Annotated in this window: 17 protein-coding genes; 7 read left to right on the top strand and 10 right to left on the bottom strand. The window is 52.9% G+C overall.

The features are described from left to right. The first annotated feature begins 75 nt into the window (after window positions 1-75). On the top strand, window positions 76-3,420 hold the full coding sequence (locus K3729_13455; GenBank protein ID UWQ98449.1) for a response regulator: 3,345 nt from the start codon (window positions 76-78) through the stop codon (window positions 3,418-3,420). Beyond that, a complete protein-coding gene (locus K3729_13450; GenBank protein ID UWQ98448.1) occupies window positions 3,407-4,300 on the top strand; it encodes a response regulator in 894 nt (297 codons plus the stop codon). Before K3729_13455 ends, K3729_13450 begins: the two co-directional genes overlap by 14 nt. 583 nt (window positions 4,301-4,883) lie before the next feature. On the opposite strand, the gene K3729_13445 is transcribed toward K3729_13450, so the two are convergent. From K3729_13445 to K3729_13420, 6 genes are all read right to left on the bottom strand, one after another. Further along, entirely contained in the window at window positions 4,884-5,666 is a 783-nt protein-coding gene (locus K3729_13445) for a phosphodiesterase (GenBank protein UWQ98447.1), read from the bottom strand. Further along, window positions 5,663-6,490, bottom strand: coding sequence for a metallophosphoesterase (locus K3729_13440; protein UWQ98446.1), 828 nt, complete (start codon window positions 6,488-6,490; stop codon window positions 5,663-5,665). Before K3729_13440 ends, K3729_13445 begins: the two co-directional genes overlap by 4 nt. A 59-nt stretch (window positions 6,491-6,549) precedes the next feature. After that, a complete protein-coding gene (locus K3729_13435; GenBank protein ID UWQ98445.1) occupies window positions 6,550-7,797 on the bottom strand; it encodes an ABC transporter substrate-binding protein in 1,248 nt (415 codons plus the stop codon). A gap of 97 nt (window positions 7,798-7,894) precedes the next feature. Continuing rightward, window positions 7,895-8,857: a carbohydrate ABC transporter permease gene (locus tag K3729_13430; protein UWQ98444.1), complete on the bottom strand. Its 963-nt coding sequence runs from the start codon at window positions 8,855-8,857 to the stop codon at window positions 7,895-7,897. Then, window positions 8,857-9,825, bottom strand: a complete 969-nt coding sequence (locus K3729_13425) for a sugar ABC transporter permease (protein UWQ98443.1) — start codon at window positions 9,823-9,825, stop codon at window positions 8,857-8,859. Before K3729_13425 ends, K3729_13430 begins: the two co-directional genes overlap by 1 nt. Before the next feature lies 1 nt (window position 9,826). After that, window positions 9,827-10,981, bottom strand: coding sequence for an ABC transporter ATP-binding protein (locus K3729_13420; protein ID UWQ98442.1), 1,155 nt, complete (start codon window positions 10,979-10,981; stop codon window positions 9,827-9,829). A gap of 106 nt (window positions 10,982-11,087) precedes the next feature. On the opposite strand from K3729_13420, the gene K3729_13415 reads away from it, so the two are divergent. Both K3729_13415 and K3729_13410 read left to right on the top strand, forming a co-directional pair. Further along, on the top strand, window positions 11,088-11,951 hold the full coding sequence (locus K3729_13415) for a LysR family transcriptional regulator (GenBank protein UWQ98441.1): 864 nt from the start codon (window positions 11,088-11,090) through the stop codon (window positions 11,949-11,951). Between the two features lie 261 nt (window positions 11,952-12,212). After that, window positions 12,213-12,680 carry a class I SAM-dependent methyltransferase gene (locus K3729_13410; protein ID UWR01058.1) on the top strand — a complete coding sequence of 156 codons (468 nt, stop codon included), beginning with the start codon at window positions 12,213-12,215 and terminating at the stop codon, window positions 12,678-12,680. 578 nt (window positions 12,681-13,258) lie between these two features. On the opposite strand, the gene K3729_13405 is transcribed toward K3729_13410, so the two are convergent. The 3 genes from K3729_13405 to K3729_13395 all read right to left on the bottom strand — a co-directional run bounded on the left by K3729_13405 (window position 13,259) and on the right by K3729_13395 (window position 16,311). After that, window positions 13,259-14,590, bottom strand: a complete 1,332-nt coding sequence (locus K3729_13405; protein UWQ98440.1) for a hypothetical protein — start codon at window positions 14,588-14,590, stop codon at window positions 13,259-13,261. 151 nt (window positions 14,591-14,741) lie between these two features. Next, on the bottom strand, window positions 14,742-15,437 hold the full coding sequence (locus K3729_13400) for a helix-turn-helix domain-containing protein (GenBank protein UWQ98439.1): 696 nt from the start codon (window positions 15,435-15,437) through the stop codon (window positions 14,742-14,744). Between the two features lie 136 nt (window positions 15,438-15,573). Continuing rightward, window positions 15,574-16,311, bottom strand: a complete 738-nt coding sequence (locus K3729_13395) for a response regulator transcription factor (protein ID UWQ98438.1) — start codon at window positions 16,309-16,311, stop codon at window positions 15,574-15,576. Window positions 16,312-16,584: 273 nt separating this feature from the next. On the opposite strand from K3729_13395, the gene K3729_13390 reads away from it, so the two are divergent. Together K3729_13390 and K3729_13385 are read left to right on the top strand one after the other, a co-directional pair. Then, entirely contained in the window at window positions 16,585-18,756 is a 2,172-nt protein-coding gene (locus tag K3729_13390) for a PAS domain-containing protein (protein UWQ98437.1), read from the top strand. Beyond that, the gene (locus K3729_13385) at window positions 18,753-19,145 is read left to right on the top strand and encodes a response regulator (GenBank protein ID UWQ98436.1); all 393 of its coding nucleotides are present in this window, start codon (window positions 18,753-18,755) and stop codon (window positions 19,143-19,145) included. The genes K3729_13390 and K3729_13385 overlap by 4 nt, the downstream gene beginning before the upstream one ends. A gap of 101 nt (window positions 19,146-19,246) precedes the next feature. Here K3729_13385 and K3729_13380 read toward each other — a convergent pair whose 3' ends face one another. Beyond that, the gene (locus tag K3729_13380; GenBank protein ID UWQ98435.1) at window positions 19,247-19,519 is read right to left on the bottom strand and encodes a hypothetical protein; all 273 of its coding nucleotides are present in this window, start codon (window positions 19,517-19,519) and stop codon (window positions 19,247-19,249) included. 709 nt (window positions 19,520-20,228) lie between these two features. Between K3729_13380 and K3729_13375 the strand changes: the two genes are divergently transcribed. Beyond that, window positions 20,229-20,465 (top strand): transposase, encoded by a 237-nt coding sequence (locus K3729_13375; GenBank protein UWQ98434.1) that lies wholly within the window; start codon window positions 20,229-20,231, stop codon window positions 20,463-20,465. Window positions 20,466-20,665 lie beyond the last annotated feature (200 nt).

Here is a 20,665-nt window from a genome sequence, read left to right as displayed (position 1 = left end):
GACCCGGAGGGAGGCCGCAGACCGAGGGTAAACCTGCTCTGCATGATCTCTTTGGATGCGTGAGAGACACACAAAATGGTGACAGCACTAGAAGCGACCCGCGAAAAGCGGACCTACAACCAGTGGGTCGCTAACGAGACGATGGAGGATTTTGCGCTTCGCTTTACCGCGCGCCGTGCCCGGCGCTGGAGCTATGCGCGTGTTGCAAACACAGCCATCGGGTCGATTTCGTTTCTCGCGCTGGAGGCCATTGGCGCTGCCATCACAATCACCTACGGCTTCGACATTGCAGTCTTTGCGATCATGTTTGTCGGCGCGATCCTGTTTCTAACAGGGCTACCCATCTGCTATTATGCAGCGCGCTACGGTGTCGATATTGATCTGCTGACACGCGGAGCCGGCTTTGGCTATATCGGGTCAACGATCACGTCGCTGATCTATGCATCCTTCACCTTCATCTTCTTTGCGCTCGAGGCCGCGATCCTCGCGCTGGCGCTGGATTTCTTGTTCGGGCTGCCGATTTTCCTAGGCTATATCGCAAGCGCACTGGTGGTCATCCCGCTGGTAGTCAACGGGTTTTCCAAGATTTCGTCTTTTCAGACATGGACTCAGCCGCTTTGGGTGATCCTGCATATCCTGCCTTTCGCGCTGCTCGCTATGGTAGGCTATGACATCGATACGTGGCTTGGCTTCGAGGGCGCGCAAGAGGGCAAAGGCACATCAACCTTACTAATGTTCGGGGCCGCGTCCGGCGTGGTGTTTTCTCTGATTGCGCAAATCGGTGAACAGGTTGATTTTCTGCGTTTTCTACCAGAACCCAAAACCCGCAAAGACCGGCGCAAATGGTGGACCGCCCTTTTGGCGGCGGGACCGGGATGGTCGGTGCTGGGGGTGATCAAGATGTTGGCGGGGTCATACCTTGTGACGCTGGCCATCCAGAACGCCGTACCGCTAGTGGATGCTGCCGACCCTACGCATATGTACTACACCGCCTTTGATCAGGTCTTTGGGTCACCAACCCTTGTGCTGGTCTTGACGGGAACGTTTGTTGTGCTGTCCCAGCTCAAGATCAATGTGACCAATGCCTATGCCGGCTCTATCGCATGGTCGAATTTCTTTTCGCGGTTGACCCATAGCCATCCGGGGCGGGTTGTCTGGCTGGTCTTTAACGTGGGCATTGCGGTGCTGCTGATGGAGCTTGGCGTTTTTGAGGGTCTCGAACAAGTGCTGCGCCTTTATTCGCATGTGGCTGTGGCATGGATCGGGGCACTGGTGGCTGATCTTGTGGTCAACAAACCCCTTGGCCTTAGTCCTAAAGGCATCGAATTTCGCCGTGCGCATCTTTACGACGTCAATCCCGTTGGGATCGGCGCGATGGTGATAGCTTGTGTCTTGTCCTTGTTGGCGGTGATGGGCGCCGCTGGGCAGACAGCGCAGGCCTTTTCGACCTTCATCGCCCTTTGTACAGCCTTTGTGACAGCGCCCTTGATCGCGTTTTGGACAAAGGGAAAATACTATCTGGCGCGGCCCGAAACCAGCCCCGCGCCCGCGGGGCTGCACAGTTGCTCTATCTGCGACTTTCGTTTTGACGCCGAAGACATGACCCATTGTCCGTTCCACGCGGGCCCCATCTGTTCGCTGTGCTGCACGCTCGACAGCAATTGCCAAGATAGCTGCAAACCGCATGGCCGCATCGGTTTCAACGTAACGCAATTTATAGACCGCAACTTTGCCACGAAAATCGCAGCGGCCATCCAATCGCGCTTTGCCAAATTCACGCTTTTCACTAGTTTGATATCAGGGTTGCTCGGTGGCCTGTTGTTCTGGATCGGGGCCAATGCCAACAGCCCGAATTTTGCGGCCGCCCTCACGGTTATCTTTGGCAGCGTCGTGATCGTCATTGGCGTCTCAGTCTGGATGTTCTTGCTGATCAACGAAAGCCAACGCAACGCCCGCGCCGAGACCCGCCGCCAGACAGACCGGCTGTTACGCGAAATCCGCGCCCACGAACGCACCGACATTGCTTTGCAAGATGCCAAGGACAAAGCAGAGGCCGCAAACCTTGCCAAAACACGCTATATGGCTGGGCTCAGCCACGAACTACGTACGCCACTGAACGCGATCTACGGCTTTGCCCAAATTTTGGAAAAGGACCCGTCGATCCCCAAACACCGGTTGGAATCTGTCACCACGATCCGACGTAGCAGTGAACATCTTGCAGGATTGATCGAAGGTCTGCTGGATATCGCCCGCATCGAAGCGGGACGGTTGGAAGTGATGCGTGACCGGATCAATCTGCGCATGTTCATCAAACAAGTGGCATCAATCTTTGAGGAAGAGGCGCGCGCGCGCAGGATCACCTTTACCGTTGAAACCCATGGAAATCTGCCTGCTTGGGTCGGCTTTGATGAAAAACGCTTGCGCCAAATCCTAATCAATCTGCTGTCCAACGCGATACGCTACACCGAACAAGGCGAGGTCTGTCTGCGGATCACCTATCGCAATGAAATCGCCCTGATCGAGGTGCGCGACACGGGCATTGGCATCGCGCCCAATTTCTTGCCACGTATCTGGCAGCCCTTTCAGCGCTCGCGCCAGAACAGCGCGCGAGGTTCTGGGCTTGGGCTAACAATTACCAAATTGTTGGTTGAAATTCTGGGCGGCGAGATAACGGTCGATAGCATCTTAGGACAAGGCAGCACCTTTACAGTCCGCCTAATGCTGCCGTCGCTTTCCCAAGAACCCACCACCAAGAGCGGCATTCCACCCACCGCCCGAACTACGCCAGTGGTTGGCTATATCGGTCCGCGCAAAACGATCATGGTCGTGGATGACGATGCCCACCACCTTACTTTGGTTGCGAATGTATTTGAACCGCTTGGATTTGGGGTTGTGGTAGCGGCTTCTACCGAGATTGCACTTGGGATGTTGACCGACATCACGCCGAACCTGTTCATTCTGGATATCGATATGCCCGGTCAGGACGGCTGGTCGTTGGCGCGGCATCTACGCGCCAATGGACTTGAGATGATCCCGATCATCATGATTTCAGGCCACGCCAAAGACGCCGAAAGACCGACTCCGCATCTGACGTTGTATGATGCATTCATCACCAAACCTTACAGCTTGGATGATCTGATTTTCCGCACGGCCGGACTGTTAAAGTTAGACTTGATAACCCAGGCAGATGAAGAGAATGCAGTGCCTGCCGCTGCTCGCCTTGCCCCACAGACGGCAGAGCGCTTGATCGAACTGGCGCAGACTGGGCAAGCCAGTGAGTTGCGGCGCATCATCGCCGATCTCGAAGCAGAGCGTGCCTGTCCGTCCATTCTTCTTGCAAAGCTTAACAGCTACATCGCCGAATTTGACTTGAATGGCATCGTTGATGCTCTGGGAAGTGAAGCACATGAAACGCTCTAATCCGAGTGCCCAAAATCTTGCCCTCGTGGTAGATGATCAACCTGAGACCTTGTCGATGGTGTCTGCAGCACTTGAAGAAAACGGAATGTCGGTGATCGTGGCCCGTGATGGGCAGACGGCCATTGATCTGGTCGAACGGGTGCAACCCGATGTGATATTAATGGATGCTTTGATGCCCCAAATGGATGGCTTTGAGACGTGCATGCGGCTCAAGGCCGCCCCTTTGAGCATCGCGGCACCGATCATTTTCATGACTGGACTGACCGAAGCTGATGATGTGGTGCGGGGTTTGAAAGCGGGTGGTGTTGACTATGTGACGAAGCCCGTTGTGGTTGATGAATTGATCGCCCGCCTAGGGATTCACATCGCTAATTCCAAACTTCTCCAGAGCGCGCGTGACGCTCTGGACCGATCTGGCCGATCAATTTTGGCCTTCACTATGGACGGCGACCTGTCGTGGGGGTCTGACCATGCGTTGGAGACTTTCGAAATGAACGCAGTGGATAACGCGGCTTTACAACAATGGCTCACCACTTGTAGGCGAAAGCCTCTGTCGCAACTTACACCGCTTGCAATGAACGAATTTGAGCTAACCTATGTTGGCCAATCTGCTTCGCGCGAGTTGCTGGTGAAGTTTAACCGCCGGCGGACCATTACCAATGAACAGTTCCTTATTGCTCAATGGAGCTTGACACTCCGGGAAGCTGAGGTTCTGTATTGGCTGACACTTGGCAAAACAAATCGCGATATCAGCACCATCCTGGATTTGAGCCCGAGGACTGTGAACAAACACCTTGAACAGATCTTTCAAAAGATGGGAGTCGATAATCGGACTTCTGCAGCTGTAGCAGCCGATCGCGTGCTGCATGGGACTGAGTGAGACTGAGTGAGACTGAGCATTTATGCTCATAAGGGCACTTCGCCTACTGACAGCGAAGGTCTACTACCAATCTTGATATCCTTGCGCTGGCGAGCAGCTCATTGAAAGCGGACCTTGGCCTAAAATTGCTAAAGGTTAGTTTTGTCCCGCATTGTGTGAATCCGCCCATCACCTGATTTTGCGAACGCAGCGAATGTCGGCAAAGCGGGCTGCAATCGCAGCATCGCGATCGAGTGCTGGGAGTCCGCTAATGGGATGTACCCGCTGCTTCACCCAGCAGGTTAGGCTGAGCCTAGTTTCACCTGCATATAGGAGAAGTAGCATGGCGAAGACTGAATTTGACGAGCTCATGTTGATTGGTGTCGATATTGGCAAAGATACGTTTCACCTCGTTGGTTTTGATCATGACCTGAGCCCTAAGTCTCCTCCAGCGTTGCGCTGAGTCCTTGGGATCAAATCATAGTATTTAAGCCAAAGGCGTCTGGCTTATGAAACATTGAATTGGTGCAAACGGCAGGCCAGCGCGTTCTTTTCCAGTACTCTGGCGCTTGGCGTTCAGTCCCGCGCAGCCGATAGGGCTGCTTCACAAGAGAAATCGCTTTGAGCGATCTGCAAAATCGTGCAAATGAACCGAGACCTGATCGTCGCTGAGTGTCACCACACCGTAGGCCGGAGGTTCGAAATTTGCCGCAATGCGCTCGCCCGCACCATTTAACTCCAAGGCGACTTGGTGGTTAAGGCCGCGCATACAGGAATAACTGATACCCCGCCAATTGCCGAAAATGGCGCGGTGCACATGGCCAAAGAACATGTGCCGGATACGTGCCTTGTGGGGCGCAATGACGTCGTAGAAGGCCTCTGCATCCTGCAACATGATCTGATCCATCGCGGCAATGCCCGTTTTAAGTGGCGGGTGGTGCATGAACAGAACGATTGGGCCGTCGGTTTGGTCCAGTTGCCGACCCAACCACGCTTGGCGCGCGGGACAATAAGCGCCAGCGTGGGTTTCTGGGTGCTTGGTATCCAACAAGAGAAAGCGCCCGAACGGGGTGTCAAAGCCACATTGGACAAAGCCGTTGTAATCGCGGGGCGTTTCTGGGAAAGCTTCGCCAAAAGCTGATGTCTCGTCGTGATTGCCCACCATCAGATGCACTGGCATGTTGAACATTTTGATTTCGCGCGCAAACCGCGCATAGGCTGCCGCGTCGCCCCAATGGGTCATGTCACCCGTTAGGACAACGAAATCCGCGTCGCCATGTTCGGCATTGATTGAGGCCACAGCGGCCCGCAGCCGCGCGGCGGGGTCTTGTCCGTAAAGCAAACCTTCGCCAATGACGTGGGTGTCAGTCAGATGGATAAACTTCATTCTGCCGCCACTGGTTTGGCCCAATCTTCCCAAGACGTACCAGAGCTGAACACTGGCCCATCCCAGGTAAAGGGAATGTCATGGATGATGGTGCCTATATCATCCGCAAGGATCACAGCGTAGGACGGGGCCATGGGGGCACCGTGCAACAGCTCCATCTCGGTTAGGTCAGGCAGGGATTGATTACCGGTGGAACGGACAGAGGCAAAGGGAATGCCGCACCACGTCCCGTGCACGGGTGCATGGACATGGCCGAAATGAATATACTCGATGCGGTCGCGATAAGTGCTCAAGAGCTCTGCCAGCGGTGCGCGGTCTTCGGGGACAAGCGCGATCTTGTCTTCGGCAGGCAGTCCAAGCGGCATGGCATTGTGATGCATGAACAGGCGCGCGCGGGTGCTGTCTTTCAACACGGTTTCCAGCCAATCGCGGCGCGCTTCACAGAAATGGCCTGCGTGGGTGCGCGTCGCGGTCGTGTCGAGGTAGATCAGGCGCGTGCCATCCACTGTTTCGGCGTGGTTGATGAACCCAGACGGGTCTTTGGGATAGTCTGGAAAAGCGCCCAAAAACGCGGTGCGGTCATCATGGTTTCCAATCAACAAGCGCACGGGGCAAGGTACATCGGTCAGCGCATCAACAAGGGTCGCATAGGCCGCAGGTTCGCCCCAATGGGTCAAATCGCCAGTGATAATAATCCGTGTGGCGTCGCTGTGTTGCGCGCGGACATGGTCAAGCGCTTGCGCAAAACGTCTATGGGGGTTCAAGCCGCCCATGCGTTCACCGGGGACTGTTAGGTGAATGTCGGAAATCTGCACAAGCTTCATCGACCTGAGCCTTTCTTAAATGGGGTCCGGCCGCCCCCAAAAGGGCGACCGGAATTGGGTTAGCCGTTTGGCAGAAGGTCAGCGATTTCTTCGACCAGCTCTTCTTGCAGCTCTTTCATGTCGGTGGCGTCGCCAGTGACGATGCGTTCGATGCCGTCATAGATCACCTGCGTGATCGCCAGGCCGTTGTCGCCCGGATAGGCCAGCCAGTCGCGCAGCAGCGGAAGCTGATCAACAGCAGTCTGCTTGTTTGGGTTCTGCTCGTAGAAGTCGGCGAGAATGATCTCGTTGGCCGCCTTGTTAGGGGGCATGTAGCCAGTGGTTTTGGCCACTTCGGCAGCGCCTTCACCTGAGGTGATGAATTTCAGCCATGTCCAAGCCGCTTCGCGCACAGCAGGGTCATCCGAGGTTGACGTCAACATTGCCGCATTGCCGCCAGCAGGCAGACCTTTCGGCGTTTCGCCCAGACCCGGGAATGGGCCGGTCACCAGTTCGAAATCACCTTGGCTGCGTTCAACCGCGCCCAAGGCAGACGTGGACCAGAACATCATGCCAACATCACCCGCAGAGAAAGACGACAATGCGGCCTTCCATTCAAGGTTCTGCATTTCACACTCAGTGAAGATTTCCTGCATCTGCTCAAGGGCAACCAGCGCTTCAGGGCTGTCCATTGTCACTTGGCCGTTCTCGACGATGGCACTGTCTTGGCTCCATAGAAGCGCTTGCATGAACCAGTTGCCAGTGATGTTCCAGCCCCAGAAGATCGGGTTGTCGATGCCGTTGTCTTTCATGGTCTTACAGGCCGCGATCACCTCGTCCCATGTCGTTGGCAGCTCTTCGATGCCGCCGCTCCGCAGGATGTCCATGTTGTAATAGCCAACCGGCAATGAGATCGAGAATGGCAAACCGTAAACTTCGTCATCGAAGGTCGACAATGACAGCATGGCGCCGTGGTAGCCCTCTGTTTCGAAATCGGCCTCAGCGGCAATGAACGGGGCAAGCGACTGTGCGATGCCTTTGTCGACCAGCGGCGCTTGACGGTTTAGGCCTTGCATGGAAACGTCTGGCAGGTTGCCAGCAACAGCTTCGCGCAGGACTGTGTTGGTGGCGTCCTCATAGGATTCATAAGTGGCGCGGAATTTCACTTCGATATTTGGATGCGCCGCCTCGAAAGCAGGCATCATCGCCTCATAGGTCACATCAAAAAGGTGGCTGTAAGGATAGGCAAACTCGATCGTGACCTTGTCCTCGGCGTAAACAGCGGTGGCAGGAAGGGCCAAAGCCATTGCAGTTAGGGTATGTTTCATTACATTTACTCCAGTTGGTGGGGCTGACGGTTTGGCGATTGGCAGACCCCGGTGATAAGCCCGCAAGGGCAGTGAGTAGGGTGGGAGAAATCCCACCCTATTTCATTCCAGACAGCGTGATCCCCTCGATAAAGCGGCGCTGAGCCAGCAGGAAAGCGACAATGAGCGGCGTGACGATGACCGTGGCCGTGGCCATCATCGGGCCAAAGAAGGACCCGTCGCCATCGCCTTTGAATTCGCGCAGGCCCAGTGGTGGCGTGAACAGGTCGCGGTTTCCGGTCACAACGATGCGCGGCCAGAAATAGTCATTCCAATGGGCAACGACAGAAAAGATAGCAAAAGCCAGAAGCGCAGGGATCGCCGTCGGCAGCATCACGCGCCAAACGATGGCCAACTCGGACATGCCGTCCATCCGCGCTGCGTCAATCAGGTCATCGGGCACGGTCATAAAAAACTGACGCATCAGGAAGATCCCAAAGACCGAGATCGTCCAAGGCACGACAAGAGCGGCATAGGTGTTCGTCAGCCCAAGTTTTGCCAGCCCGATATAGAGCGGCAGGGCAATGGCATGGACAGGGATCAAAAGGCAGAACAGGACCAACCCAAAAACCGTATCGCGTCCCCAGAATTTCAGCTTCGCAAGGGCATAGGCGGCAGGCAGTGCGACAACGATCTGGATCAGAAAGATCGACACCGTGACGATGACACCGTTCAGCAGGTAGCGGACAAGCGGCGCTTCGGTGAAAGCCTTGTAATAGTTGAACACCACCGGGCGCACGGAACAATCTGCCTCCGTCTCGGCCAAAAGAGAGGCTTGAACGCTGGCGTCATCCTGACCGGGGAAACGCGCGCGCGCCGTTTCGATTTCAGCGCGATCAGGCTGACGCAACGCGACACAACGCGGGTCAATCATCATCTCTTGGCGGCCAAAAAACCCACCTTCGCCCCGGTCGATTTCGCCGGGGCTTTTGAACGAATAGCTGACCATCATATAGAATGGCGCCAGCACGATAATCGTGCCAAGGATCAGCACCATATGTTTCCACCAGTCGCGGGTCATCAGTAGTGTACCTTACGTTCGACCAGCCAGCGCTGGATGAGGGTCAAAAACATGACGAACAACAAAAACAACATGGTGATAGCTGATCCGATGCCGATCAGGTTCTGCTGGATGCCCTTTTCAAAGATCGCGAACATCATCACATATGCGGATTTGTTCGGCCCACCGCCTTGGGGCCAGAAAGCCTCGATCGTATCAAAGACTTGAAAGGCGCGGATGCAGGAAATGGTCACGACAAACACCGTGGTTGGCCCAAGGGCGGGCCATGTGACCAGTCGGAACCGCTCCCAGCCGGAACGGGCCCCATCCATTTCGGCGGCGTGGTAAAGTTCGCGGTGGACCGACGTCAGACCGGCCAGAAACAGCACCATGTTGAAGCCAAACCCTTGCCAGATGCCGACGAAACAAACCACCCAGATCGCGTAGTCGCGATCCCCCAGCCACAGTGGGAACCCCTCGGCGCACCCATTGGCAAAGAAAGGCAATGCCTCAAACCACGTCCCGCAGGCCACCTCAAGCGTGCGGTTCACCATGCCAATGGTCGGGTGCAGCATGAATTCCCAAGCGATAGCCATGGCCAACAAGGTCGCCATCACCGGCAGGAAATAGATCGTCTTATAGATGTCCCCGATCCGGCCTAACGAATGGACAAGCAATGCCGCCCCAAGGCCAAGACCCACGGAAATGGGCACCACGGTGACCACGTAAGTAAAGGTCGCGATAAACATCTTTTCGTAGGTCGAACGGGTGAACAGGCGCTCGTAGTTTTGTGTTCCGACCCAATCGAAACCGGGGTTGCCCAATGAATAATTGGTGAAAGACAGGACAGCCGCCACGATAATCGGCACCAGCAGGATCACAGCCATCAGCGTCAAAGCTGGCGCGACCAAACCCCATCCCGCGCGGGCCTGCCTGTTGTCGGGTTTGGCTTTGGCGACTCCCGCGACGCTAGGATCCACAACGGGCATGTTAGGCCACCTCGGGTGCGCGGTTGGCAGCAACTTCGACGCGACGCAACCGCGCGCCCTCTGCGTCGAATATCAACGCCGTGCTTAAATCAAAGGTCAGGCCAACCTGCGCGCCCAGCCCCAAACTTTGCCGCTGCGCCGGCATGGCGCGCAGGGTGACGCGCGATCCGTCACTGTCGAGGGCAACTTGGGCAAAAACTTCGGACCCGAGGTTTTCGAAATGCACGACCCGCCCGGTCAGACGTGGCGTGGATGGGGTTAATCTCAAGGCTTCGGGACGCAGACCCAACTGCATGATTTTTGGGCTGTCGAAGGAGAATTGAGAACTCAAGACCTCATCGAAAACGGTCAGCTCGGCGCCATTGCGTTCCACCGGCAAGATATTGATCTTGGGCGAGCCGACAAATTCGGCCACGCGAATGTCTTCAGGGTCTTCATAGATCACATCGGGGGCTGCGCATTGCAGGATTTCGCCGTCCATCATCACCGCAATACGGTCGGACATTGTCATGGCTTCGACTTGATCGTGAGTGACGTAAATGAATGTCGCCTTCAGGCGGCGGTGCAGCTCGGCGATCTCGGCGCGGGTCTGCACACGCAGCTTAGCATCAAGGTTTGACAGCGGTTCATCCAACAAGAACGCCGCCGGATCGCGCACTAACGCACGGCCCAAGGCGACACGCTGCCGCTGTCCGCCCGATAATTGCCCCGGCTTTCGGTCCAAAAGGGTGCCTATTTCCAGCATCTCGGCGGCATTTCGGACCGCTTCCGCGATATCTTGTTTTTGGGTCCGCGCACTGGGCATCACACTCCCTAGCACCGGAAGTCGTTGCATCGCCGACATCTGGCGCATCTGCAAAGGCACAGCGATATTCTCGGCCACGGTTAAATGCGGATAAAGCGCGTAGGATTGAAACACCATCGACAGATTGCGATCCGCCGCGCGGAGCTGCGTCACATCCGTGCCGCCGATGGCGACGGTGCCGCTCGTTGGTGTTTCTAACCCGGCGATGATCCGCAACAAGGTCGATTTTCCGCAGCCAGACGGCCCCACCAATGAAATGAACTCACCGTCCTTCACATCCAGGGTCACCCCTTTCAAAACGGACGTCTCGCCAAAGTCCTTGGTGACAGATGCGATCTGCAGATCTGACATGTGATTCCCCCATACTACAGCCAAACCATAGGCAGTGAGCACAAACGTTTTGTGTCGTCATATTAGTGAAACCGATGGGTTCTATGCGGGGGCAAAAGGAAAGATCATGCGCCCCAATCACCATCAATTCGAAGCTTTTGCCTATGTCGTGCGGGAGGGGAGCTTTTCTGCCGCTGCCGTACGGTTGGGCGTCACCCAATCCACGATCACGCAACATATTGCAAACCTTGAAAGAGGTGTTGGTACCCTTCTTTTGCTGCGCGGACGGGATGGAGTGGAACTGACCCCAACCGGACAGGATTTTTACGATCTCGCCGACCGCATGGTCGCCTTAAGCGCAGAGGTGACTGAGCGGCTCGAAGGATTTAATGCGATGAAAGAGGGCCGCCTCAAGATCATTGGAAATGCGCCGCAACCCGCACTGAAGATCATCGCTCGGTTTCAGCGCCAGTTTCCCGATATTCGCGTCGATTTCGGGCTTTACGATTGGACAAATGCCAAATCGATGATCAGCAACCGCCTTGCGGATGTGGGTTTGATCACCGATGCGCCCGAGCATGAGCATTGGGAGAGAATCTACATCGAAAGCGCGAAGTATGTGATCTATTGCCGCTGCGATCACCCTTTCGCGAAGCGCAGCAAGATTTCACTGTCTGAGCTCAAACAAGAGACCGTCATTATTCCGGAAAAAGGGTCACTCACGCGCCGCTTGCTGGACCAAGCCTGCGATCGCTACACCATATCGCTGAATCGTATGGCCACAATGACGACCTTCCCCTTGATGTGCGAAGCGGTGTTGCAGGGAATTGGTGTCGCATTGTTCTTACAAAACAGCAGCCTCATCAAAGATGATCTTTGCGAAATTGAAATCGAAGAAATGCCTGAAGGCCGGAACACGTCCCTTATCGCCACGAAAGACCGTACGCGATTGAAGCTGGTTTCAGAATTCATAAATGCCGCGATTGAATGAGAGCCGACCGAGCGTCCGGCTTCGCTACGGATGCCAGGAGCAGACGTTCGTGTGTCGTGCAGCAATGCCGTAAAGTGGGCTCAAACCTGACCCTATCTACAGTTGCGAAGGCTGATTGGTTCAATTTTGCAGGCCGATGACCGAATCGCGGACTTTGCCGCCGTTCACGGAATATTTCACTTAGCAATTTGATGGGCAATCTACTAACGCTGACTCCATGACCTATGATTACGATGAATTATACGGCGAAACCCGTGACGCATTGGGGGGGCGAACTCAATTTTTGTCGATTTCTTTGACCGACTTCAGCACCAAGGCGTTCGAGTTTTAGATGTCGGATGTGGGCAAGGTCGGGATGCAATCTTTATTGCTAGAAAGGGACATCGCGTAGTCGGAGTAGATATCTCGAAAAATAGTATCCGCGACCTCAAAGCGGTGGCTGCACAGGAAAATCTGTCTATCGAGGGAGTTGTCGATGACGTTGCCTCCTACGAGCCGAATGGATCATTCGACATCGTTTTGATTGATCGGACATTGCACATGCTGTCTCGGCAAGCACGCCGCTCGACGCTCAAGACGATGCTTGACCACGTAAGCAAGCAAGGATGCCTTTTGATCGCAGACGAAGTCTCCAACATTGAAGACATCGAGATGGTTGTATCGGAACATCCTTTCCGCCGGAAAACGGAATTGTCTCAACGCGGGAACCTGTTCTTGCGCCGTGACTGATATATAGGTTTGGACTTTTTCCGGACCTGAACTGCCGTTGCAAACACGGCAATGCGTCGCAGAACAGGCTAGAGGTCCGCTCTGCGAATGAATTCTCATTACGCTACGACTACCCCAACGGCGGGTTTCTAAAAAGTTTACTTCTGCGGGTCGACGGCGAAAGGGACAAAGCGCCAAGTGGTTATAGATGAATGGCGCGACTATTATCGCAAAACTCACCATGTTCGCTCTTACTTACAATCCTTGTTCACCTTGATCATAGTTCATTTAGCGCAGCGATAGAAAAAGGGTTTTACGCAGGTGCCGAGACCGGGGGACATACTATCGAATTGGCCGGCCTGTATGCCTGGAAACTCCGGCCCGCACTGGTCATTGATGGACATCGAAGGCAAAAGCTCTGGCCAAATTCTTGAACCCATAATGGTGGAGCAAGGCTGGATCGGTCGCGCTGATGCAATTGGCTTTGTCTTCCCATTTTTCTGGCCGAGAATACCTACAATGTCCAAGCGGTGGATAGACAGATAGCTTTTGTGATGAGTGAGAGGTTCGAGGGGCCTTTCGGCCCCCCGATATGATCTTCAAAATAGAAAATCTTCGATACATGCAGCAGTCGTACAGCTTGCGAGGTCTTCGAGGCTCATCGCCATATCGCCAGACGCAATCGTTTCCATTTCGCCAGAAACGCTTGCGGTGCCGGTCAGGCTGACATCGCCCGTCATGTCCAAAACTTGGACATCTGGACCGTCTTCCATGCTCGCCGTCGCTGAAAGAATGGCGCGGCTCATTGTTGATCCTGTCTCAACGCTGGGGTTCGGACCAAAATTGAACACAAAGCTATCTGAGGCGCCGAATCCAGTATCATCGAAACCGTCTTGACCGATGTTGCCCGATGCCGGTGCTGACATTGCTCCGCCAGTTTCATTGGTTGCAACAGAAAGGCTGTCCATCCCAAATTCGAGCGATGCCATAAATTGCGCGATATCGAACGACGATGTGGGAGACGTTTCCGGTTCCGACATCATAGCTGTTTCGACAACTGGCGCTTCTTCGATCGGGGTTGGTGCAACCACGGTTCCCCCAGATACGGCGTCTTCGATGGCCATGTCGTCGACCGCCGCTGATCCTCCGCCAGAGAAATTGCCTTCACCTTCGACGTCAACGGACACACCGTCTTCTTCGCTTGCGACGGCATCAACCTCAACACGGCTTGTGGATGACGCATTGGTCACGTTGAAATCGCTTGTCGTGTCGTCAGTGTCATTCGCCGCAAGAGAACTTGGGTTCATAAAGCCGCGTGCAGATAGGAAATCTTCAAGCGTGAGCCTGTTTTGCGCAGCCGTATCGGTGCTAGGCGTAGGTTCATCGACAACCGTAGCCGGCACGTCTACAACTGCAAGCGCAGGTTCATCAGACGGTGCAGGCGCGACAGTCTCAGGTTCTGGGATGATGACGTCATTCGCAGCTGTCGTGCCAAAGTTTTGTGTGACAAAAACAGTGTCCAAGAGTTGGCCGTCATCTACGAATTCACCGGATTCGATACCAATACCGATCTCTTTGAACTCTGGGTTCAAAAGATTCGCGCGGTGTTCTGGACTGTTCATCAGGTTATTATGAAGACGCACAACTTCATCCGAGAAGCCGTCGTCGCCAGCTTCACTGACCCATGCGATATTTTCGCCTGTCAGCCATCTGCCTTCCAATTCGTAACCCGCATCTTCGATACGTTCGCGCGAGGTAGACCCACCTGCGCCGCCATGGCTAAAGACGTCGTTTTCGAGCATCCAAGCGCTATGATCTTCGCTTGATGCATTCAGCTCTGAGTTGATGACGAGTGGATCTATCCCAACGGCCGCGCGTTCTGCGTTGATCAGGTCGAGCATTTGCAGCTCGTATACATTAGCTAGTGACATGGTGTGTTCCCTTGAGTGGTTTTTGGACTCATCATGGCTTTCGGTTTAACCCTTCGCCATGGCCCAATACCTTGTTAATATGGAGCAATAGTTCATCAAAGTACGCTATTTCGCTAAGTGGAATAGCAGTACGACAAAGGCGAAAACCAGCTCAGTCTTTGGGGGCTCGAACCTGAATGTCTTGGAATGTTCTCAAATCCCCAAGATGCTCGCTTAGGTTGATTTGTTTCAATAGCTTGTTGCCAATTGCGCCTTCAACTTGACGACAGTCCCGGCTGGACAAACAAATGAAGAAAACGTCTGCTGATTTGGAAAAAATCGGAACCCACAAAAAGCGATGTTCTGACAACCGCACAAAGCTGCACCGCTTGAGCTTGTTTAAAAGTGCGTCGGCTTTTGTACGTTGAGCGTCGTCAAAACGATCGGTCCCGACAGAAACACGCGCATATTGCATGACCCGCAATAAGAAGTCGCAACAATCTGAGACCAGTGTTTGATCCCCCGTGCCATAGACACTGTCATCAACGAGTTCGGCTTTTGACGTCGTTCTCTGCTGAAAAATATGGGTCTGAAAAGTGCGGAAATCTATGCATGTCTTGAGAAACTGGGTCAGCTTTTCAATTTCCGGTCTTGGTTCGACTTTGGCGCATAATTTTGCTTCGACCTTGGACGTCAAAACGTACTCTCGACCGTTCAGGCGTAGCCGGACCCACCCGCCGTTTTGCAACGTCTTGAGGCCCCGAAAGGTGGCAGAGCGGCTAAAACCACTACGTTCGGCCAATGCATCAAGCGTAATTGGCCCATAGGCCGCAATGTTCTCTAACAGATCAAACAAACGCGATTGCATTGCTATGTCTCTCTTTGCGGAGGATGAGATTGTTTTGAACCAGGGAACCATTCTGAGACAGGTAGATGTTAGGTGAGATTCATCAGTCGATGTCTCGACTGTCTTTTTGCGTGGTGAGACAAGACAGGTGTCATGTTTAAGATTGATGCGCAGGCCCAGAAGGCGGGCTGCGGAGCATGTAACCTACGCCTCGACTGGTTTCGAACAACTGGTCGACATCATGGTATGCGCCCATTTTACGCCGAAGTCGGCTGACCAACCCATCGATAGAGCGATCATTCCCAGCCCAATCGCCACCCCGGATCGCATGTATCAAATTATCACGCGTCAGCACGCGATCCTTGGCGCTTAGCAAGGCTACCCAAAGTTCGAACTCTAGTTTCGTTAACTGAACTTCAGCTTTGCATGGGGCGTACAGTTTCCGGGTGGCAAAGTCTGTCAGCCATCCACCAAAAAGTGTGCGTGATCCATCTGACATTGGGCCAGCATTTGTCGGTTCGGGACAGGCCAACCGCCGGATCAGGCTTTTGATGCGCGCCAAAAATTCTGTGCGTGCGATTGGCTTTTCGACGTAATCGTCAGCGCCAAGTTCTAACGCGACAACCTTATCCAGTTCTTCGACTTTACCTGACAAAACAACAACGCCGGCTCTGCCGCGCTCTCGTATTTTTCGGATGATGTCATGCCCATGCCCGTCAGGCAGCAAGAGATCGACGATATAGAGGCTGAAACTCCGAGATTTGGCGTTGCGATCATACTGATACCGCGTGCGTGCGCATTCGACACTGTAACCCTGCGCGACAAGCATTTCAGTGACCTCCTCAGAAAGCTCGATATCATCTTCAACAAGTAAGATATCAACTCTATTTTTCATTGAGCCCCCAGCTGCGTCTCAGACGTGAATGACGTATGAGATAATGTGAGGGGATAGCATAGTGATAGTCCAGTCGATGATCGTTCATCGGCAATATCTTCACATAACCTTCATATAAAGGCGGCGGATTTCAGCTTTTTACACAGAATCTACACATTCTGCGGCTTGGCTATTTATCTTTATTTCGTAAGCGCGTTAGACCGGTCCACGCCCCTTGGCATAAGGACTGAAGACCTGATAAACCTCTGGCTCAAGATAAATTTGCATAAGTTGATGAAGACCCACGAATTGGCTACACGCACTGTGCTTGGATTGGTATTTTGCGCCTTTGCATTTTGGGGTAACTACCAAAATTTCGGTGTTGTCGCCGGCACGTACCACTTTTTCGGATCCATTGGGGTTTGGGCGGCGTTGGCAACTTTAGGGCCAAGATGGGGATTGTTGACCGCCTTGATCGGTGCCGCACCCGCAGCAACAAGTCTAGGTTCTTGGCCGGTGGCACTGCTATTCTTCCTTGAGTTACTTTTTGTCGTGGTACTGACAAGCAGAGTAAGAATACTGGCCAGTCGCATAACTGCGTGTGTCTTAATCTACTGGATTGTTTTCGGCATCCCTGCGTCATTCCTAGTGACGACCATCTGGGGTGATGGGGAATGGATATTCGCGATATCAGTGTCGCTATACTTCGCTCTCAATGGTGTTTTGAACGCAATGATCGCCGCGTTGTTAGTTAACACACTCATCATAGTGCGCCCAAATTTCCCGGTTGCCGAACACTCAAAAAGGAATAACTCCTACACCAATATCCTTCAGGCGGGCATTGGCCTACTCATTTTGGTTCCCATAATGACGGTGGGTTTTCTTGTTTTCAGGCAAGAATTTTCTCTGATTGGGCAGGGGGCAGAAGATGATTGTGTTTGTATCAATTGCTTTTGCCATGGAGGCTTGGACATCTTCGCGGGGAGCAAGGGATCACACGTCTCTTTCTTGGATATGCTACTTTGGTACAAGGCAATGCTAAGCGAAAGTACTTGGGCCGATGGTTCGACTTTAATTCAGCGCGATATGGTGATCTCGCAACACGAAAACGTTACACGACTGCTCCATAATTGGCTGCGTTTCCTTGCGCTGGTTTTTTATCTCATGATGGTGATCGTTGTAGGCGGTCAGCTTATTTACTTTCTTTTTCGGAGGTGGATCGAAAGGTTTGCGTTGATTGCAGAAAACTCACTGCGCGACGGTACATCAAGTAACACAGTGCTAAATGAAAATTTTTACGAAGATAGACAGATTTCGATTTGGTTAGGGCGCTTTGGCCAAGCCGTTCAAAATGCAGAACGTGGCGCGACCCGCGCGCGATACAATTTCGAAGCACTGATTACAAAGGCGTCTTCGCCGATCCTCGCCATCAACGATTACGACCAAGTTATAGAGTGGAACCCTGCTCTGTGCGCTTTAACTGGCTATAGTCGCCAAGAAACGTTGGGAAAGTCGCTGTCGGATATGGTTGAGAGCCAGTCTAGTAAGTTCGCGCAGAGTTTTGGCGGCGATCCAGCCGATCTGGTTTTAGATATCCGAGCAAAGAATGGGAAGCTCATGCATCTAGTTGCCAGTCAGTTACCAATCGTTTCAGAAGGGCAGAGTGATGAAGTAGAAAATGTGCAGCAGAACAAAAAATATTATATTGCCCGCAACGTGAGCGAGCTTCGAGATTCGCAAGCGAAACTCATTCAAGCGTCCCGTCTTGCCGCTTTGGGAGAAATGGCGAGTTCCTTTGCCCATGAATTGAATCAGCCGCTCAATATTATTTCTATGTCAGCGGGGAATTTTCTAGAACGGGCAGGAACAGCCGACCTGCCTTTAGAGTACGCGATCCAAAAAATGCAACGCGTCGAAAAACAGGCTTTGCGAGCTGGGAAGGTTATCCAAGGAATTCGTAAGTTTGTTCTCGAAATCGGCGACCAAGGCGAATCCCAATTTGATCCTATTGCCCGCACGCGATCTGCAATAGATCTGCTCCAAGAGCAGTTAAGGCTGGATAGCATTTCAATCGTTCTTGACTACGACCATGATGATCTGAGGCTTTCTGGCCGCCCAATTCTGTTTGAACAAACCATGCTGAACTTGATTACGAATTCCCGGCAGGCTATGCGTACCCAAAGCAATCTTGATCGTTTGTTGTGTATTCGTTTCGTTGTCGAGGCAGATTTATTGATCATTACTGTAGATGACACTGGGCCTGGCATTCCAACCCACCTCAAAGAGCGTGTGTTCGACGCATTTTTCTCCACAAAAGTGCATGAAAACGGCACTGGCATCGGGTTGTATCTTAGTCGCACTGTTGTTGAGGCCATGGATGGAGAAATTCGTGCGCTTGATTGTGACGTTGGAACCTGCATAGAAATTCGGTTTCCAGTGACCAGGTCGCTTGGTTCTATACCATGACAGGGTATCTTGCGGGTAAATCTTTCTCAGCCCTGATCGTTGATGACGAAGAAGATTTTGGCGCAGAGCTTGTCGAAGCGGTTGAGCTAATGGGCGGACATACCACTTACTTTTCATGCCCATGTCGATGTCTGACTTACCTGTGCAAACAACGGCCATTTTTTGACGCAGTCATTGCGGATCTGGCGATGCCGAAGATGAACGGGATCGATTTCCTAGAGCTTGCAGTCAAATATATCGAAAACACACCCGAACTGTTCATCATAACAGGCCTGGCTGAATTCGAAGGTAAAGAACTGAAAGACTGCGAAAATCTGACATTACTGAATAAACCTCTTACCTTACGAGATTTAAGAGAAAAAATAGGGCGTTCATTGAGCAAAAGATGATCAATGAACGCCCCAGTCGGAGTAGTCTCGGCATTGGTTCATGATGAGTAGTTAGGATTTGTCTGTAAGGTCAGTTTTAGAATGCGTAGTTTCGCATAAAATTATGCCTCAAATGGTCGCGATATCCGATTTTGTGCTTTCAATCGAAGACTTTCAAATCTGCTACCCCATTTTGCGTCGGCTTCGACAGCAAGTTGGACGGCCGCAATGAGCGCCTGAATCGTTTGGGGTTCTGAGGTAACGCAGTCGGCATAAATCGTCGGATGTTTCCAAGTATTCTCTGACCGCGCGGTGTCGCCTATCATCAAGATAGGAATACGAATATCCAGCATACGCAGGAGACGGACATAACTTTCAAGACGTTGATCTGTCATTGTACAGTCCATACGAATGACAACCAGTCCAAAGTCGCTAGGGTCAATTGAAATGTCCTGAAACGCGCTCTCTAAGCTGGATGTATAAGCAACCTCAAAACGTAGACGCACTAGGTTCGCTAGGACGGTGTTAAACGATGCTTTGTCGCGTGCGACACACATAACGTTCTTTACCTTTAGACCATAAAATTCTGAAGTTTGCGGGGTCCCTAAACGGTCCTGCGGGGGCTGTATTACGCGTATGGTACGGTCAAGCTTATTGATTTCCATAATAGGTCCACATCATAGTCGTTCACTCGATGAGGGTGTTCTATTTGCGTAATTTTGAATGTGTATGTAGCTCGTGTGTAATTATCGTGTAAGCTCGTGCGATCTACACATCAGCTTAGTGCCCGTCGTCAGACAATATTGGCAACCAATGCTTAAAATACAGAAACCGGCTGAGCAGACATGTTGACAACTGATCCATCGTACCTTGGCTGGTACGTAGTCGAGGGCAGTTTTAAGTCTTCCAATTTCTTAGATGCCCGCGACAGCCATAAGGCCCTCGCGAGTTTTTGCATTTTATCCCCCCACAATCGCGTTCGAGCTCAAAGATTGAAGGAAATAGACCTGTCACGGTTTGATGCTGCTCCTTTGCTAGCATTTATTGCCCCAAAGGAGACTAATTATAGGACTAAAACGTACGGACGAATTTCTCCAAGATGCGGTGCGGATTGCATTGACCAGTGGGCTAACGCGTAAGCAGGTGGCTGCTGATCTTGGCGTGGGCATGTCGACGCTGAACAAATGGATCACAGCGCACCGAGACACGGATGTGGTTTCGAAAGAGGATTTGGACCTCGCCAGAGAGAATGAACGGCTTCGACGCGAGAACCGTCTTCTCAAGGAGGAGAGGGAGATCTTAAAAAACCGTTCCGGGTTGGAGCCCGCCTGTGCGCGGTAGAAACAGCCTGTGCTACAGTTGCGCCATGAAGGGCAGCGGCCGTTCGCTTATTGGTGGTCCTGGTGTAGTCGGGAACCCCGTTAAAAAACGTGGTCCATGGGTTGATGCGAACTTGAGAGTGGTGACGCCGATGTGCGGTGATCCCGGTTAGGAAGATGACGGATTTGCATAGCCCACGCCCTTCTGTTGCCAACAGGAGG

Source organism: Rhodobacteraceae bacterium S2214 (genome assembly GCA_025141675.1).
Lineage (GTDB): Bacteria > Pseudomonadota > Alphaproteobacteria > Rhodobacterales > Rhodobacteraceae > Yoonia.
The sequence above is the reverse complement of the archived record's forward strand: the minus strand, read 5'-3'. Positions and strand labels throughout refer to the sequence as shown.